Genomic DNA, 15117 nt, shown 5'->3' with positions numbered 1-15117 from the left:
GTGGCAACACCCCCAGGCGGTCCGTCTTCGGGCAACTGGTCGTACGGTCCCGCACAGGGACAGAACGACGGCTCGGCGAACGGGTACGACTTTCCCTCCGGACCGGACCACCGCCAGCCGTACGCACCGCAGGGCCCCGGCCCCGGCGCGTACGACCAGCCCTCGGCCCCGCGCATCCAGCCGGTCCAGCCGCCGCGGCGCCCCGAGCCCTCGGCGGCCCCGTCCGGCTCCAGCAACCCCTTGGTGCGTCCGTACGCCATGACCGGCGGCCGGACCCGCCCGCGCTACCAGCTCGCCATCGAGGCGCTGGTGCACACCACCGCATCTCCGCACCAGATGCAGGGCCAGTTGCCCGAGCATCAGCGGATCTGCAACCTGTGCCGGGAGATCAAGTCGGTGGCCGAGATCTCGGCCCTGCTGACGATCCCCCTCGGCGTGGCCAGGATTCTCGTCGCCGACTTGGCGGAGGCGGGCCTGGTCGCCATCCATCAGCCCGGCGGCGACGAGAACGCCGGCGGCCAGCCAGACGTGACACTGCTCGAAAGGGTGCTCAGTGGACTTCGCAAGCTCTAGCGGCGGTCCTTCCCGCTCCACCACCTCCGCGAAGATCGTGGTGGCGGGCGGCTTCGGCGTGGGCAAGACCACGTTCGTGGGGGCCGTCTCGGAGATCAACCCGCTGCGTACCGAGGCCGTCATGACGTCCGCGTCGGCGGGAATCGACGACCTCACCCACACCGGGGACAAGACCACCACCACGGTGGCCATGGACTTCGGCCGTATCACCCTGGACCAGGACCTGATCCTGTACCTCTTCGGTACGCCGGGTCAGGACCGCTTCTGGTTCATGTGGGACGACCTGGTGCGCGGCGCCATCGGCGCCATCGTGCTGGTCGACACCCGGCGCCTGGCCGACTGCTTCCCCGCGGTCGACTACTTCGAGAACTCGGGCCTCCCGTTCGTCATCGCCCTCAACGGCTTCGACGGCAACCAGCCCTACAACCCCGACGAGGTCCGCGAGGCCCTCCAGATCGGGCCCGACGCCCCCATCATCACCACGGACGCCCGCCACCGCGCGGACGCCAAGAGCGCGCTGATCACCCTGGTCGAGCACGCCCTGATGGCCCGGCTGCGGTAACACTCCGCTTCGGCACGTCGAAGGGGCCCCTTCCCCACCGGAAGGGGCCCCTTTGTCGTACCCCGCTGCCACACTGGTCCTTCCGTGGCACGGAGGGGGATGCGATGGTGGGCGAGACAGCGGCGCTGCGGCTGGGTTCGACCGTGGCGAAGGCGGCCGCCCAGATGTGGCTCGGGGGCAAGCGCCGCGAGCAGGAGCGCCGGATGGACATGGCGGAACTGATCCGGGTGCGCGTGTCCGGGCTGCGCTTCCAGCGGGGTGTGGAGCGGCAGTTCGACGAGATGGCCGACGCGGTCTACGACCGGCTGGCCCCGTTCCTGGAGCGCGAGTTCCCCGGCCTGGAGGAGAACAGCCGCCAGGCCGTGATCGACGCGGTGTGCGACACCTTCGCGGCGGCGGACCTCTCCGACGAGGCGATCCTGGCGGCGGACGCGAGGCCCGCGGAGATCGTGCGGCGGCTCACGGGGGCGGCACGTCCGCCGGTCGGCCTCGGCGAGGCGGAGACCCGGCTGTACGAGGTGCTGTTCGCGGAGTGCGTCGAGTACTACGTACGAATCGTGCGGGGGCTGCCCGTCTTCGAGGAGCGGGCGCTGAGCGAACTGCTGGCGCGTACGACGTCGTTGGGCGCGGAGATCGCGCGGGTACTGCAACGGCTGCCCGACCGGTCGCTGTTCGCCCCTGAGGGCACGGACCGGGACGGCGAGTTCCGGCGCCGGTATCTGGAACTGCTCAGCACGACCCTGGACGAGGTGGAGCTGTTCCGGCGCACCTCGGACCGGGCAGGGGCGCAGGTGCGGCTCTCGGTGGCGTACGTCAGCCTGCGGGCGACGGGGGACGAGGTCCGTGCCCGGCGCGAGGGTGGGCGGCGTGCGCTGCCCCTGCTGCGGCCCGACATGAGCGACTGGGAGAACTCCGGCGGCGAAGGGCCCGGGATGCGGGTGGAGGCCGCGCTGGGCGGGCCTTCGCGGGTGCTGCTCCGGGGCGAGGCCGGGTCCGGGAAGACCACGCTGCTGCGGTGGCTGGCGGTCACGGCGGCGCGGGGCGCGTTCACCGGGGAGCTGGCCGACTGGAACGGGCTGACGCCGGTCTTCGTGAAGTTGCGGGAGTACAGCGGGCGGGCGCTGCCGGCGCCGGAGGCGATGCTGGACTCGGTGGCCGGGCAGATCACCGGGGTGATGCCGAAGGCGTGGGTGGAACGCCAGCTGGCCGACGGGCGGGCGCTGCTGCTGATCGACGGGGTGGACGAACTCCTGGACGCCGAGCGGCGGGGCGTACGGGAGTGGCTGCGCAAGCTGCTGGCCGCGTATCCCGGTGTGCGGATGGTGGTGACCTCGCGTCCGGCGGCGGCCGGTGCGGACTGGCTGCGCCGGGAGAAGTTCACCGCGCTGCACCTGGACCGGATGACCCCGCCCGACCTGGCGGCGTTCGTCCGGCAGTGGCATCAGGCGGTGCGCGAGCTGGGCGAGGAGCTGCCGTGCCCGGTGGAGGAACTCCCGCGCTACGAGCAGTCGCTGCTGAACAGCCTGAAGGACCGGCCGCATCTCCAGTCCCTGGCGGGAACTCCGCTGCTGGCGGCCATGCTGTGCGCGATGCACCTGAACCGGGGCAGCCAGCTCCCCCGCGACCGGATGGAGCTGTACCGCGACGCCCTCCACACCCTGGTCCACGAGCGGGACGCGGACCGGAACGTGCCTAGCGCGGTGGACAGCGGGCTGAGCCTGGGCGACAAGGTGGTCCTGCTGCGGGACCTGGCGTGGCGCCTCTCGGACAACAACCGCAGCGAGATCTCCCTGGAGCAGGCCGCGGTCCACGTCGGCCGCAAGCTGGCGGGCATGCGGCACCTGGACTCCCTCCAGGACGGCACAGCGGTCCTGGAGAGCCTCCGCGACCGCTCCGGCATCCTCCGCTCCCCGACCATCGGCCGTCTGGACTTCGTCCACCGCACCTTCCAGGAGTACCTGGCGGCGGAGGAGGCGGCGGAGGAGGACCGCATCGGCAACCTGGTCGAGCGGGCCCACCTGGACCTGTGGCGCGAGACGATCATCATGGCGGCGGGCCACGCGAACCGGCCGCAACGGGAGGAGCTGCTCGGCGGCATCCTGGACCGCGCCGCCACGGAACCCCGGCACGCCCGGAAGCTGCGCCTGCTGGCGGCGTCCTGTCAGGAGACGGTGCTGGAGCTTTCCGAGCCACTGGCCGAGCGGCTGGACACGGCGGTCGACGCGTTGCTGCCGCCCCGGCGGGGAACGGACCCGGCCGGCCTGGCCGCGGTGGGTACGAGTCTGCTGCGCAAGCTGCCGCCATCACTGACCGGGCTGACGGTGAACTCCGCGGTCCAGACCGTTCGAACGGCCGCGCTGATCGGTGGCCGTGAGGCGCTCGACCTGGTGACGGGATATACGACGGACATTCGTGATCCCGTGGTCGATGCGCTGGCCCAGAGCTGGCGCTACTTCGATGCGGACGTCTATGCCGACCGGGTACTGGCGCGCCTTCCGCTGGGCCGCACCGTCATCACCATCAGTCATGCGGGGCAGTGGCGGCCGTTGAGTCAGCTTCGCTCCATGAACGGTCTTGTCGTCGAATCCCCCATGGCCTCACTGGAAGTTCTCGACGAGCTCCCGCCAGTCTCGTACCTCAACGTGAACTCGGTCAGCGGCGAGGCCGACCTCAGGCACCTCCAGGCGCACTCCGGCCTTCGGTTCCTGGGCTTGGGGCCGACTCGATCGGTGAGTCACCTGGGCGCGCTGGCCGGCCTGTCGAAACTGGAATACCTCGTGCTCAGCCTGCAGAACATCTCGAGCATCGACGACCTCCGCCTGGGCCGCCGCGCCAAGTACCTCGCCCTGACGTCGGTGACGTCGGAGCACGACCTGACGCCCATCGCCCGTCTGGGCGGGCTGCCGGAGCTGTACATCTACGGAGTCGAGGGCAGCCTGCCCGCGGGCCTGACCGCGCTCTCCGGCCTCCAGGACACCCACCTCTATCTCAGCAGAGTCGATGTCGCCGCATGGACCCGCACACCGGGCTTCGTCCCTCCACGGGTGAAACACCTGACGCTGCGCGGATGCCGGCTCCCTGACGATCCGGGAGCACTCCAGTTCCCCGGAGTGGCGGTGACCACCACCTGATGGACATGCCGCGGCCCCGCCCTCCCGAAGGGAGTGACGGGGCCGTCGGAACGAGGCTCAGTGCCAGCTGTGCGGGGCTCGGAAGCCGCCCTCGCGCTCCAGGCGGCGCCAGCCCGCGCGGGGGCGGGGGCGGTGGGTCGGGGTGGCCTCGGGGCGGGCGGCGGCGCGGGCGAGGAGGACCGCGGTGATGGCGGCGACCTCTTCGGGGTCGGCGTGGCCCTTCTCGACGCGGATGTCGGCACTGTTCATGGCGGTGGTCTCCGGAGTCTCGGTCACTGCGGGGGGTTGCCGTGCTTGCGGGAGGGCAGGTCGGCGTGCTTGGACTGCAGCATCGCCAGCGACTTGATCAGCACCTCGCGGGTCTCGGCGGGGTCGATCACGTCGTCGACCAGGCCGCGCTCCGCCGCGTAGTACGGGTGCATCAGCTCGGCCTTGTACTCCTTGACCATCTTCTGCCGCATCGCCTCGGGGTCCTCGGCGTCGGCGATCTGGCGGCGGAAGATGACGTTGGCCGCGCCCTCGGCGCCCATCACGGCGATCTCGTTGGTGGGCCAGGCGTAGGTGAGGTCGGCGCCGATGGACTGGCTGTCCATGACGATGTAGGCGCCGCCGTACGCCTTGCGCAGGATGAGCGAGATCCGCGGCACGGTCGCGTTGCAGTAGGCGTACAGCAGCTTCGCGCCGTGGCGGATGATCCCGCCGTGCTCCTGGTCGACGCCGGGCAGGAAGCCCGGCACGTCGAGCAGCGTGATGATCGGGATGTTGAAGGCGTCGCACATCTGCACGAAGCGCGCGGCCTTTTCGCTCGCCTCGATGTCCAGCACACCGGCCAGCACCTGGGGCTGGTTGGCGATGATGCCGACCACCTGGCCGTCGAGGCGGCCCAGGGCGCAGAGGATGTTGCGGGCCCAGCGCTCGTGGACCTCGAGGTAGTCGCCGTCGTCGACGAGCTCCTCGATGACCTTGGTCATGTCGTAGGGCCGGTTGCCGTCGGCCGGGACCAGGTCGAGCAGGACGTCGCCGCGGCGGTCGGCGGGGTCGGAGGACTCCACGCGCGGGGGGTTCTCGCGGTTGTTCTGCGGGAGCATCGACAGGAGGTAGCGCACCTCCGCGATGCAGGTCTCCTCGTCGTCGTAGGCGAAGTGGGAGACACCGGAGGTCTCGGCGTGCACGTCGGCGCCGCCCAGGCCGTTCTGCGTGATCTCCTCGCCGGTGACCGCCTTGACGACGTCGGGACCGGTGATGAACATCTGCGAGGTCTCGCGGACCATGAAGACGAAGTCGGTGAGGGCGGGGCTGTAGGCCGCGCCGCCCGCGCACGGGCCGAGCATCACGGAGATCTGCGGGATGACTCCGGACGCCTTGGTGTTGCGCTGGAAGATGCCGCCGTAGCCGGCGAGCGCGGAGACGCCCTCCTGGATACGGGCGCCGGCGCCGTCGTTCAGGGAGACCAGCGGGGCACCGGCCGCGATGGCCATGTCCATGATCTTGTGGATCTTGGTGGCGTGGGCCTCGCCCAGCGCGCCGCCGAAGATGCGGAAGTCGTGGGCGTAGACGAAGACCGTGCGGCCCTCCACCGTGCCCCAGCCGGTGATGACACCGTCGGTGTACGGCTTCTTGGCCTCCAGGCCGAAGCCGGTCGCGCGGTGGCGGCGAAGCTGCTCGACCTCCTGGAAGGAGTCCGGGTCGAGAAGCAGCTCGATGCGCTCCCGGGCCGTCAGCTTGCCCTTGGCGTGCTGCGCCTCGGTCGCCTTCTCGCTCGGGCCCGCCAGGGCCTGCGCACGGATCTCGTGCAGCTCGGCGACCCGCCCGCGCGCGTCCGTCGGCTCACCCGTCGTCTCTTCCAAAACGGTCATGTAGTGACCATACGAAGGACCTCCAGGAAACCGGGCCGTCGACTCCGTACAGTCTCCGGAGCGTTTTCCTGGTACGACCGAACAGAACCGGGGCGGGATGCAGGCGTTCCGACTGCTCAGAGGGCGTCGCCTTTGTAGGGCTGCCACAAAGTGAGCAGTGTCACCGCCCCTCGGATTCCTGGGTGGGACATGCCATCCCCGGAGTGACACGGGGGCACCCGGACGGCGGAACGCGGGTGCTCGGCAACCCTACCCTCCGCCGTCCGGCGCGGTCCGGCTCAGCAGCCGCCGCAGTTGTAGTACAGGACGTCCCAGTGGTTGCCCTCGTCGGCGTAGATGTTGCCCGACCCGGACTGGTACTGCGGCGCGCCGTCGCCGCGCAGCCCGATGTAGCTGAAGTTGTTCTTGATGTACGAGGTCATGCAGGAGACCTTGCCGAAGTCCAGCTTGTAGCCGTTGTAGTGCGAGTACGTGCCGGAGGCGTGGCCGACCTCGGTGCCGCCGGTGATGTTGAGCGCGCAGCCGCTGGCCCGCTTCAGGGTCTGGGCGCCCTGGGCGGTGGAGAGGTTGAGCTGGTCGAACGACGTACAGGTGGAGTTCTGGCGGTTGGAGCAGTTACCGGAGGACGACCAGGTCAGGCCGACGTCGCGGAACATCTGGGTGGCGGTGGCGTGGCTGATCTTCGTGACGGCGAAGGCGTCGGAGGCGGTGCCGACCACGGCGACGCCCGGGGCGACGACGAGGGCGAGCGCGGTCAGGACGGAGCGGACCTTCATGAAGTGACCCTTCCTGCGGTTGGCCGTGCTGCTGTGGGGCGGCTGTGCAGGTGGTGCAGACAGATGGTGCCCGAGTTCTACGCGCGTCCGCCAGAGGGCGTGCGCGGTAACCGTGCGTCACGAGAGAACTGCGCGCCGGATTAAGTTGAAACTCGAACCGAATGGGTCTACCGTCGGGGTGTCGAGTTCGTTGAACGTTAAACCGAATCCGCGAGGAGCACCCCATGGGCATCTTCAGCCGCAAGGACAGCACCCCCCAGGCCGCCGCCGCGACCGCGACCGTGACCGCCGGAACCGGCCTGGCCGCGCTCACCGGTGACTACACCATCGACCCCGCGCACACCTCGATCGGTTTCACCGCGCGCCACGCCATGGTCACCAACGTCAAGGGCGGCTTCACGGAGTTCACCGGGTCGCTGCACCTGGACGGCGACGACCCGGCCGGGTCCACCGCGACGCTCGACGTCGTGATGGACAGCATCGACACCGGCAACGCCGACCGGGACACCCACCTGAAGTCCGCCGACTTCTTCAAGACGGACGAGTTCCCCACGATGACCTTCCGCTCCACCAAGGCGGAGTCCCTCGGCGGCGAGGACTACCGGATCACCGGTGACCTCTCCCTCCTCGGCGTGACCCGGCAGATCACCATCGACCTGGAGTTCAACGGCGCGGCCACGGACCCGTTCGGCAACGAGCGCGTCGGCTTCGAGGGCAAGGCGGAGCTGCTGCGCTCGGAGTGGGGCCTGACCTGGAACGCGGCCCTGGAGACCGGCGGTGTGCTGATCTCCGACAAGATCAAGCTCAGCTTCGACGTCTCGGCCGTCAAGAACGCGTGAGCTCACGGCGGTCCGGCCGCACCACGCGTGAGCGCCCCGTCCCTCACCGGGAGGAACGGGGCGCTCACGCGTGTACGGAGGCGCCGGGCGGGCCCTCAGAAGCCGCCGCCCCCGAAGTCCCCGCCTCCGCCGAAGTCTCCGCCGCCGAAGTCACCTCCGCCGCCGAAGCCGTCGCTGAACCCGCTGGGATCGAAGTCGGTGCCGGACAGGTCGCCGCCCTCGAAGCCGCCCTGGGCCCCGAAGTCGCCGTATCCGCCGCCGTAGTCGGCCGCGTAGGACGGGGTGGCCATCATGCCGCCGAGCAGGGTGCCGACGAGCAGGCCGGGCAGCAGGCCGCCGCCGAAGTAGCCGCCCGCCCAGGGGCCGTAGGCGGGACCGGCGTCCCAGTAGGGGCGGCGGCCGTGCTCGGTCTCCACCTCGCGCGCCGCCGGTTCGCGGCCGTCGGCGAGCCGGGCGGCGTCGGCCGCGCACACCGGCACCTCGCGGGTGCTGCCGCCGGACGGGGTCCAGGCGGCGTCGCCGACGGAGGGGCCGTGCCGGGGGTCGAAGAAGCAGGGCGGGCGCCGCTCGGGCAGCGGCCGCTTCTCCCGGCGGGCGGCGAGCACGGCGAGGGAGAACCGGCCGTCGGCCAGCGCCTCGGTGACCCCGCGCACGTCCTCCGGCCTGCGGGCCTCGCCCATCCGGCGCTTGGCGGTGTCGTAGGCGTCCAGCGCGCTCTCGTACTCGGTGCGCATCGCGTCGTCGGCCCCGGGCTCGCCGGGACGGAAGTCGAGGCGGTCGAGTTCCTCGCCGAAGGCGGTGATGTCCTCGTCCACGACCACCCGCAGCCGCTCCAGGGAAGCCTGCTGCTCCTCCTCCCGGCGGCGGCGGTTGCGGCGGCTGAGGGTGTAGACCCCGGCGCCGCCGGCGACCACGACCGCCCCGGCGACGATCAGCGCCGTGGTGGAGACCCCGCCGCTCTCCTGGGCCGAATCCCAGGAGGAGGGGGCGCGGCCGCGCACGGTGTCGAGCGCGCGGTCGGTGAAGTCGGTGAGCTGGGCCTTGGCGCCCTCGCCCTGAACGCTGGAGACCAGGTTCTGGCGGGCGGTGGCGGAGATGACCGAGGGGTCGGAGCCGGCGGCGAAGCGGTCGCCGACGCGGATGCCGTACAGGCCGGTGATGCCGGTGGCCGACCGGACGTCGCGCAGGACGGTCCTGGTGGGGTGGCCGGCGGGCAGGACCACGACGAACACCGGCTTGCCGGCGTCCTCGATCTTCTTGGCGAGCGCGTCGGCGTCGGCGCGGGAGAGCTGCCCGGAGGCGGCGGGGTCGACATAGACCGGGCTCTCGCGCAGGGCCTGGCCGATGGTGGAGGCGCTGGTGTAGGCGCTGGCGGCCGGTGCGAGAGCGAAGAGCGGCACCAGGGCCATGGCCAGCGCCGCGAGTATCAGTGCGGGGAGGCTTCGGGCACGGGTCGAGAGCACGGCCTTCATGCTTCGACGCTACCTGAAGCCTCCCCCGTTCGGTCAGATGTGCGGATCTGATCTGCTGGTCAGCGTGCCGCGCGGTACGCCTGGAGCAGCTTCGCCAGTGCCTGTCCGTACCGGCCGGTGAGCGAGGCGTGGTCGGCCTCGGCGAAGGGCTTCGCCACCGCCGCCGTGATCCGCTGGCCCGTCTTCTGCTGGACGATCAGCCGGGCCCGGTCGACCAGTTCGCGACCGCGTCGGTCGTCGTGCCGGCGCTCGGCGGTCGCGGCCGCCGAGGCGAGGGTGCTCAGCGCACCGCTCCTGTCCGCCGCCCGTGTGGTCAGACCCCACCCGTAGGGGTACTGCGGGTCGTACGCGCTGTCGCCGACGTTGATCGGCAACTGGGCCTCGCCGCGCGGCCAGGTGACGGGGAGCTGTCCGGTGAAGGGCCGCCTGCCGTAGAGCACGTCGGCCACGCCGCCGCCCTCGGTGCCGGGCAGCCAGGACGCCACCAGGGCGTCGATCTTGCCGAGCCGGTCGCCGATCAGCAGCGGACGGCCGGAGACGGTGAGCACCACGCACTTCATCGCGTCGCACACCTTGTCCACGGCGGCCCGGTCGGCGGCGGACAGGGTCAGTTCGTGGCCGTTGCCCACGTCCCCGACGCCTTCGGCGTAGGGGGTCTCCCCCACGACGACCACGCCCACGTCGTGACCGGCGGTCGGCGCGGAGGCGTCCTTGGACCAGGTGACGTTCCCGCCCGCCTCGCGGATGCCGGCCAGGACGGTCGTGCCCTGGGTGATGTTCCCGGAGGAGCCCTGCCAGGTGATGGTCCAGCCGCCGGTCTGGTTGCCGATGTCGTCGGCGTTGGACCCGGCCACGTACACCTTCTGGCTCTTGCGCAGCGGCAGCAGGCCGCCGTCGTTCTTCAGCAGCACCTGGGACTTGGCGACGGCCTCGCGGGCGACGGCGCGGTGGGCCGGGGAGCCGATGGCGGCGGCGCCCGAGGAGTCGGCGTAGGGGTGCTCGAAGAGGCCGAGGCGGAACTTCTGGGTGAGGACGCGGGAGACGGCGTCGTCGATCCGCCGCTCACTGATCCGGCCGGCCTTCACCTCGGCGGTCAGCGCCGCGGTGAACTCCTTGTAGGTGTAGGGGACCATCATCATGTCCAGGCCGGCGTTGACGGAGGCGCGGACCTGGGCGGCATAGTCGCCGGGGAGCTGGTCGATGGCGTTCCAGTCGCTGATGACGAAGCCGTCGAAGCCCAGGCGGCCCTTGAGCACGCCGTTGATCATGTCGCCGCGGGCGTGCATCTTGACCGGGCCGCGTCCGTCGCCGATGACGTCGAGCGAGGAGTACGAGGGCATCACGGTGCCGACACCCCGGTCCACCGCGTCCTGGTACGGCGCGAGGTGGACGGCCTCCAACTGCTGCCGGGTGAGGGTGGAGACGCCCTGGTCGACGGTGTAGGTGCCGGTGGTGGAGGAGCCGTACGCGGTGCCGCCGTCGGCGACGAAGTGCTTGGCGGTGGCGAGCACCTTGTCGGAGCGGATGAGGTCGCGGCCGTCGGCGCGGCCCTGGAGGCCCTGGATCACGGTCTCCATGGACTCCACCAGTGCCGGGTCCTCGCCGAAGGACTCGTAGGAGCGGCCCCAGCGTTCGTCACGGCTGACGCACAGGCAGGGCGCGAAGTCCCAGGGGATGCCGGTGGCACGGACCTCGGCGGCGGTCACCGCCCCAATGCGCCGGGCGAGTTCGGGGTCGCGGGTGGCGCCGATGCCGATGTTGTGCGGCAGGACGGTGGCACCGGCGAGGTTGTTGTGGCCGTGGACGGCGTCGACGCCGTAGATCAGCGGGATCTGGAACCGGGTGGCCCGGGCGCGCAGTTGGAAGCCGTCGATCATCTTGGCCCACGCGGCCGGGGTGTTCGGGGTGGGCGTGGAGCCGCCGCCGGAGAGCAGGGAGCCGAGGGCGTAGGCGGCGATGTCGTTCTGGTCGGAGACGGCACCGCGCTCGGCCTGGGTCATCTGCCCGGCCTTCTCCGCGAGCGACATCCGCCCGAGCAGGTCGGCGACGCGCTTGCGCACCGGCAACCCGCTGTCCAGGTACGGCAGTCCGTGGGCGTCGATGACGACCTGGGGGTTCTCCGCCGGGGGCTTGGCGCCGGTGACGGTGAGCTTCAGCGGGACGGTCTCGGCGGACTCGGCGGTGCGGTCCTTCAGGGTGGTGACCCGCACGGTCCGGGAGGTCCCGGAGGGGGTGCCGGCCGGGAAGGTGAGGGTGCCGGAGGCGGGGGTGTAGTCCTTGCCGGGGCGGGCGCTGCCCTCGCCGGTGGCGTAGGCGACGGTCACCGGGGAGGTGACCGGCTGCGCGTCGGTGGTGGCGAGGGTGACGCGGACGCTCGCCGTGCCACCCTCCTTCACCGGGCGGACGGCGGTGTCGGTGGTGACGGAGGCGCGCAGCGCCGGGTCGGCGGCGCCGTACAGTTCGACGCCGTCCATGGCGAAACGGCCCTTGACGCCGGCCGGCAGGGTGACCGCGTAGCCCCACATCCGGGTGAGGCCGAGGACGTGGTCGATGCCGCCGACCGGCTGGTAGTCCGTGCGATAGGTGAACGCGGAGAACGGCAGCTCGATCCGCTTCCAGCCGGTGAAGTCGTCGGCGAAGGAGGTCGTCCACAGCTCGGACGCCTCGCCGTGCGCGCCGCCGTCCTTGATCTCGAACGTGATCTTCTTGCCGCTGCCCTGTCCCTCCCACCACAGCCGGACGCCCCGGTGGGCGGACCAGTCGTGGGCGGGGGCGTCGGCGGCGTAGTCGTGGGTGAAGCCGCCGTAGCCGCTGATGTCGTAGCTTCCGGTGAGCACCTTGGCGCCCTCGGGGGCGTCGGCGCGGGCGGTCAGCTCCAGGGCGGGCGGGTCGTCGCTGTCGCCGCCCCAGGTGAAGATGCCCTCGGCCGGCTGGGCGGCGAAGGGCACCTCGCCCTCGAAGCGGTCGACCGGCACGGGGGCCGGGTCGGCGCCGGAGGCGGTGGCGACGCCTCCGGCCAGCGGGAGCAGCGCGGTCAGCAGAGCGGTGGAGACGAGCAGGGCGGTTCTTCGCATGGACCTTCCCTCGGCTCTTGGTGCACTCAGGACATAGCGTTCACTCATGACTTAGCTCACGGCTTGAGTGAACTGGGCCCCCCTCGGCCCCGTCAACCCTTCGCACCTGACATGACACTGCGTCAACTCAACGTCGGGGCAAGCGTGTCGAGCGTTCGCCTTGTGAATGCGAGACCCCTTGACGCGACCCCGGAGCCGTCATTTACTCACGGCTCGCACGCCGCTGTTCCCTCATCCCCCCCACCTCTTCGAAGGGCGGCGCCCCATGAGACGACCCCTGCGTCCCGCTCGGCTGCTGCTGGCCGCGCTGCTGACGACGGCCGGGATCACCACGCTCGCCACCCCGGCCGCGCACGCGGCGGGCGAGCCGGTCACGGCCTGGCTGACCACCACCGACGACTCCGCCGGGCGGCATGTCGTACGCGGCCTGGAGCCGCAGACGCCGTTCGCCTTCTCGGCCGGGACCGGAGGCGGCGGCGAGAACATCACGGTGGACGAGAACACCCGCTACCAGACCTTCACCGGCGGCGGGGCCTCCTTCACCGACACCGCCGCCTGGCTGATGAACAGCAGCGGCGCCCTGTCCCAGGCGACCCGCGACGCCACCATGCGCAAGCTGTTCTCCCCCACGGACGGCATCGGCCTGTCCTTCCTGCGCAACCCGATGGGCGCCTCCGACCTGGCCCGCACCGGCTACACCTACGACGACGTGCCGGCCGGACAGACCGACCCCTCACTGGCGAAGTTCTCCCTGGCCCGCGACCTCGCGGACGTCCTCCCGCTCACCAGGCAGGCCCGCCAGCTGAACCCGAACCTCACGGTGATGGCGTCCCCGTGGACGGCCCCGGCGTGGATGAAGGACAGCGGGTCCCTCAACGGCGGCTGGCTGAAGGCGGAGGACTACGGCGCCTACGCCTCGTACTTCGTCAAGTACCTCCAGGGGTGGCGCGACCAGGGCGTGCCCGTCTCGTACGTCACCGCACAGAACGAGCCGACCTGCTGCTCGGGCTACCCGTCGATGAGCTGGAACGCGAGCGGTCTGGCCTACTTCACCAAGAGCGAGCTGCTGCCCAGACTCCAGCAGGCGGGGCTGTCGACCAAGGTCCTGGCGCACGACTGGAACTGGGACACCTACGACGCCTACGCCGCGCAGACCGTCGGCGACGCGGCCGTGCGCAGCCACCCCAACTTCGGCGGCATCGCCTGGCACGGCTACGGCGGCGACGTCGGCAAGCAGACGTCCGTGCACAACCAGTACCCGGCACTGGACGCCTTCGCCACGGAGCACTCCGGGGGCACCTGGATCGGCGACCAGCAGCGCGAGGACATGTCCGACATCATCAACTACACCCGCAACTGGGCGAAGTCGGTGACCAAGTGGTCCCTCGCGGTGGACCAGAACATGGGCCCGCACAACGGCGGCTGCGGCACCTGCACCGGCCTGGTCACCGTGCACAACGGGGACGGCCGCAGCGGGAGCGTGGACTACACCGTCGAGTACTACGACATGGGGCACCTGACGAAGTTCGTCCGCCCCGGCGCCCAGCGCATCGCCTCCACGGCCTCGGGCACGGTGCCCAACGTGGCCTGGCGCAACCCCGACGGCAGCAAGGCGCTGATCGCGTACAACGGGGGCTCCTCGGCCCGGCAGCTGACCGTCAACTGGGGCTCGCAGCACGCCACGTACACGCTGCCCGCCCGCACCTCGGCCACCTTCACCTGGTCCGGCACCCAGTCGGGCGACAGCTCCCGCACCGGCGCCTTCACCGGGCTCGCGGGCAAGTGCCTGGACGTGGCGGGCGGTTCGAGCGCCAACGGGACCGCGGTGCAGCTCTACGGCTGCAACGGCAGCACCGCCCAGCAGTGGACGGTCGCGGCGGACGGCTCGGTCAGGGCGCTCGGCAAGTGCCTCGACGTGGTCTCCGCGTCGACGGCGGACGGCGCCAGGGTCCAGCTCTACGACTGCAACGGCACCGGCGCCCAGCGGTGGTCGTACAACGCCTCCACCGGGGACGTGGTGAACACCGCGGCGGACAAGTGCCTCGACGTCACGGACAACTCCGCGGCCGACGGGGCGCGGGCCCAGATCTGGTCGTGCACGGGGGCGGCGAACCAGAAGTGGACGCTGCGGTAGCCGGCCCCGGGTTTCCGGCGCGGGCGATGGTGGTACCCGCGCCGTACCGACCGTGACCGGGGAGCCCGAGATGACCACACCGCAGGATCTGCTGTTCGTCGCGCTGGACGTGCCCGCCGACCGGCCCGTCGAGCAGGGCGATCTGTCGCTGGCGCTGGCCGCGGCGGAACTGCTCGACCTGCTCGGCGCCGGGGTGGTCACCCTGCGGGACGACCGGATCGTCCCCGTCTCCGGGCATCTCACCGGTGACCCGATGCTGGACAGGGCGGCGGGGGCGGTGGTGCGCGCCGAGCCCTACGAGAGCGCCGAGGACTGGCTGTGGCGGCGGGGGGACGGACTCTCCGCCGCCTACCGGGACGTGCTGGAGCACGCGGAGCCGCCGGGTTCCGGCCTGCGGCAGCTCTTCCGGCGCGCGGACCGCTCGGTGGACCGGATCGACTCCGAGGCCCGGCGGCACGCGGCCGGGCGGTGGGCCCGGCACGAGCCGGTCCTCGTGGGCCTCGCCGCCGCCCTCGGCATCGAGGACCCGGAGCACCGGGGCCCGGAGCACGGCGGCCCCGTCGAGGGCGCCGAGGACGACCGGGTGGCGGTCGCCCTCGCCGCGCTCGGCGAGGCGCTGACCGAGCTGGAGGGGGTACGGCAGCGGCGGCGGATCGAGGAGGACGCCTTCGACAACGTCTGGCGCGCCCCCTGACCCGCC

At 71.5% G+C, this 15117-nt stretch carries 11 protein-coding genes; 6 read left to right on the top strand and 5 right to left on the bottom strand.

Translation table 11 applies throughout. From position 1 onward, the window contains the following. The 3 genes from ABZ898_RS02745 (at position 1) to ABZ898_RS02735 (ending at position 4266) form a co-directional block, all read left to right on the top strand. Positions 1-573 carry a DUF742 domain-containing protein gene (locus tag ABZ898_RS02745; RefSeq protein WP_361652002.1) on the top strand — a complete coding sequence of 191 codons (573 nt, stop codon included), beginning with the start codon at positions 1-3 and terminating at the stop codon, positions 571-573. Further along, positions 554-1135 carry an ATP/GTP-binding protein gene (locus tag ABZ898_RS02740; RefSeq protein ID WP_030793786.1) on the top strand — a complete coding sequence of 194 codons (582 nt, stop codon included), beginning with the start codon at positions 554-556 and terminating at the stop codon, positions 1133-1135. Before ABZ898_RS02745 ends, ABZ898_RS02740 begins: the two co-directional genes overlap by 20 nt. Positions 1136-1239: 104 nt before the next feature. Beyond that, the gene (locus ABZ898_RS02735) at positions 1240-4266 is read left to right on the top strand and encodes an NACHT domain-containing protein (protein WP_361652000.1); all 3027 of its coding nucleotides are present in this window, start codon (positions 1240-1242) and stop codon (positions 4264-4266) included. Between the two features lie 57 nt (positions 4267-4323). On the opposite strand, the gene ABZ898_RS02730 is transcribed toward ABZ898_RS02735, so the two are convergent. The 3 genes from ABZ898_RS02730 to ABZ898_RS02720 form a co-directional block, all read right to left on the bottom strand. Beyond that, complete coding sequence (locus ABZ898_RS02730; protein WP_361652282.1) at positions 4324-4515, bottom strand: acyl-CoA carboxylase subunit epsilon; 192 nt, start codon at positions 4513-4515, stop codon at positions 4324-4326. A 23-nt stretch (positions 4516-4538) separates the two neighbouring features. After that, positions 4539-6122: an acyl-CoA carboxylase subunit beta gene (locus ABZ898_RS02725; protein WP_361651998.1), complete on the bottom strand. Its 1584-nt coding sequence runs from the start codon at positions 6120-6122 to the stop codon at positions 4539-4541. A gap of 278 nt (positions 6123-6400) precedes the next feature. Beyond that, complete coding sequence (locus ABZ898_RS02720) at positions 6401-6898, bottom strand: hypothetical protein (RefSeq protein ID WP_361651996.1); 498 nt, start codon at positions 6896-6898, stop codon at positions 6401-6403. 224 nt (positions 6899-7122) lie between these two features. Between ABZ898_RS02720 and ABZ898_RS02715 the strand changes: the two genes are divergently transcribed. After that, a complete protein-coding gene (locus ABZ898_RS02715; protein WP_361651994.1) occupies positions 7123-7737 on the top strand; it encodes a YceI family protein in 615 nt (204 codons plus the stop codon). 95 nt (positions 7738-7832) lie between these two features. Here the strand turns inward: ABZ898_RS02715 and ABZ898_RS02710 are convergent, their stop codons facing one another. Both ABZ898_RS02710 and ABZ898_RS02705 read right to left on the bottom strand, forming a co-directional pair. Next, positions 7833-9209 (bottom strand): hypothetical protein, encoded by a 1377-nt coding sequence (locus ABZ898_RS02710; RefSeq protein ID WP_361651992.1) that lies wholly within the window; start codon positions 9207-9209, stop codon positions 7833-7835. A 59-nt stretch (positions 9210-9268) separates the two neighbouring features. Then, positions 9269-12283 carry a glycoside hydrolase family 3 N-terminal domain-containing protein gene (locus tag ABZ898_RS02705; RefSeq protein ID WP_361651990.1) on the bottom strand — a complete coding sequence of 1005 codons (3015 nt, stop codon included), beginning with the start codon at positions 12281-12283 and terminating at the stop codon, positions 9269-9271. 265 nt (positions 12284-12548) lie between these two features. Here ABZ898_RS02705 and ABZ898_RS02700 point away from each other — a divergent pair, with 265 nt between their 5' ends. After that, positions 12549-14417, top strand: a complete 1869-nt coding sequence (locus ABZ898_RS02700; RefSeq protein ID WP_361651988.1) for a ricin-type beta-trefoil lectin domain protein — start codon at positions 12549-12551, stop codon at positions 14415-14417. Positions 14418-14487: 70 nt separating this feature from the next. Beyond that, complete coding sequence (locus tag ABZ898_RS02695) at positions 14488-15111, top strand: GPP34 family phosphoprotein (RefSeq protein ID WP_361651986.1); 624 nt, start codon at positions 14488-14490, stop codon at positions 15109-15111. Positions 15112-15117: the final 6 nt, after the last annotated feature.

The sequence above is a fragment of the Streptomyces sp. NPDC046860 genome (genome assembly GCF_040645115.1).
Lineage (GTDB): Bacteria > Actinomycetota > Actinomycetes > Streptomycetales > Streptomycetaceae > Streptomyces.
The sequence above is the reverse complement of the archived record's forward strand: the minus strand, read 5'-3'. Positions and strand labels throughout refer to the sequence as shown.

Bases quoted from the DNA above. Each gene is read 5' to 3' on its own strand.
- ABZ898_RS02735 (WP_361652000.1), top strand. From the start codon at position 1,240: ATGGTGGGCGAGACAGCGGCGCTGCGGCTGGGTTCGACCGTGGCGAAG.
- ABZ898_RS02695 (WP_361651986.1), top strand. From the start codon at position 14,488: ATGACCACACCGCAGGATCTGCTGTTCGTCGCGCTGGACGTGCCCGCC.
- ABZ898_RS02710 (WP_361651992.1), bottom strand. From the start codon at position 9,209: ATGAAGGCCGTGCTCTCGACCCGTGCCCGAAGCCTCCCCGCACTGATA.
- ABZ898_RS02730 (WP_361652282.1), bottom strand. From the start codon at position 4,515: ATGAACAGTGCCGACATCCGCGTCGAGAAGGGCCACGCCGACCCCGAA.
- ABZ898_RS02705 (WP_361651990.1), bottom strand. From the start codon at position 12,283: ATGCGAAGAACCGCCCTGCTCGTCTCCACCGCTCTGCTGACCGCGCTG.
- ABZ898_RS02725 (WP_361651998.1), bottom strand. From the start codon at position 6,122: ATGACCGTTTTGGAAGAGACGACGGGTGAGCCGACGGACGCGCGCGGG.
- ABZ898_RS02700 (WP_361651988.1), top strand. From the start codon at position 12,549: ATGAGACGACCCCTGCGTCCCGCTCGGCTGCTGCTGGCCGCGCTGCTG.
- ABZ898_RS02715 (WP_361651994.1), top strand. From the start codon at position 7,123: ATGGGCATCTTCAGCCGCAAGGACAGCACCCCCCAGGCCGCCGCCGCG.
- ABZ898_RS02720 (WP_361651996.1), bottom strand. From the start codon at position 6,898: ATGAAGGTCCGCTCCGTCCTGACCGCGCTCGCCCTCGTCGTCGCCCCG.